Below are 1,581 nucleotides of genomic sequence, written 5' to 3' on the forward strand. Positions count from 1 at the left end.
GTTGAATTCATCACCCGCCAGCTTGAAGATGGACACCGCTTCCGCCAGATGGTCAGCCTGCTCCTGCATGCTTTCCGCGGCGGCAGCAGCTTCTTCCACCAGGGCCGCGTTCTGCTGCGTCATTTCGTCCATCTGCGTGATGGCCTGGTTCACTTCCTCGATGCCGTGGCTTTGCTCCAGCGTCGCGGCGGTGATCTCGCCCATGATGTCGGCCACCTGCTTGATCGATGTCACGATCAGGCCCATGGTCTGGCCGGCTTCATCGACCAGACGGCCGCCCGCGTCCACCTTTTGCACGGAGTCGTCGATCAGGGCCTTGATCTCTTTTGCCGCGGCAGCGGAGCGCTGGGCCAGATTACGCACCTCAGATGCTACCACCGCAAAGCCGCGGCCCTGCTCACCGGCGCGCGCCGCTTCCACCGCGGCATTCAGCGCCAGGATATTGGTCTGGAAGGCGATGCCGTCGATGACTCCAATAATATCCACGATCTTGGTCGAAGACTCCTTGATCGAGCCCATCGTGTCCACAACTTGCGACACTACCGTGCCGCCCTTCACCGCCACCGACGATGCCGACACCGCCAGCTGGTTGGCCTGGCGCGCATTGTCCGCGTTCTGCTTCACGGTGGAAGTCAGTTCTTCCATCGACGAAGCGGTTTCCTCCAGCGAGGAAGCCTGCGATTCGGTACGGGCCGACAGGTCGGCATTGCCGGACGCGATTTCATGCGAAGCCGTGGTGATGGTCTCGGTGCTGGAACGCACCTGGCCCACGGTCTTCACCAGGGAATCGTTCATGTCCTTCAGGGCCTGCAGCAACTCGGAAGTTTCATCCTTGCCTTCCACCTTCACTTGCGAAGTCAGCTCGCCGCTGGCCACTTTCTGCGCCACCGACACGGCAAACTTCAGCGGCCCGATGATCGAACGGGTGATGAACAGCGCAAACACCACGCCCACGGCGACCGCTACGGCGCTCAGCACGAACAGCATGGTCATCAAGCGGCTGTCGCTGGCGTTCGAGCTTTCCTTGAACGAGGCGGAAGCGGCGTGCTGCATGTCCACCAGCTTGTTCAGGGCGGTCAGGGTCTGCTGGTTCAGCGGGTCGATGCGGGTCGCAATCACMTTGGCCGCGCCTTCGCTGTTAAACGCCAGCACCTGGCCCAGCGCTTCCTTGAAGGCCGCGTCCACATCGCGGTCCAGCGCGGTGATATCGTCCAGCACCTTCTTTTCGGTGTCGCTCAGGCCCAGGCCCTGCAGCTTGCCGCGCGCCGCGTCGTAGCGCGCGCGGTTGGCCTTGACCTTTTCTTCTTCCTTCTGCATCAGGCTGACGTCCGACTGCAGGCCGATATTGCGCATGGCGATACCGGTTTCCAGCATGGCGCTCTTCATGGCCTGCGCCTGCATGCTCTTGGCCGTCGTCAGATCCAGCCCGGTCATCAGCTGGGACTTGTTACGGTAGTTCAGTACATTGGCCAGCAGGACCACGCCGACCAGAATCAAAAGAATGACGCCGAAACCAAAACCGAGTCGCGTACCAATCTTGTAGTCGCGAACATTCATAGTTATCTCCCGTTCGTTAAGTGG

1 protein-coding gene is annotated in these 1,581 nt (G+C 61.1%); it reads right to left on the reverse strand.

All coding sequences use genetic code 11. The annotated features are described in order from the left end of the window. The coding region (locus tag AB4Z11_RS31200; protein ID WP_442029987.1) for a methyl-accepting chemotaxis protein at positions 1 to 1,557 on the reverse strand (1,557 nt) is incomplete at its 3' end. Positions 1,558 to 1,581 lie beyond the last annotated feature (24 nt).

The sequence above is a fragment of the Pseudoduganella sp. RAF53_2 genome (assembly GCF_052113985.1).
Classification (GTDB): domain Bacteria; phylum Pseudomonadota; class Gammaproteobacteria; order Burkholderiales; family Burkholderiaceae_D; genus Rugamonas.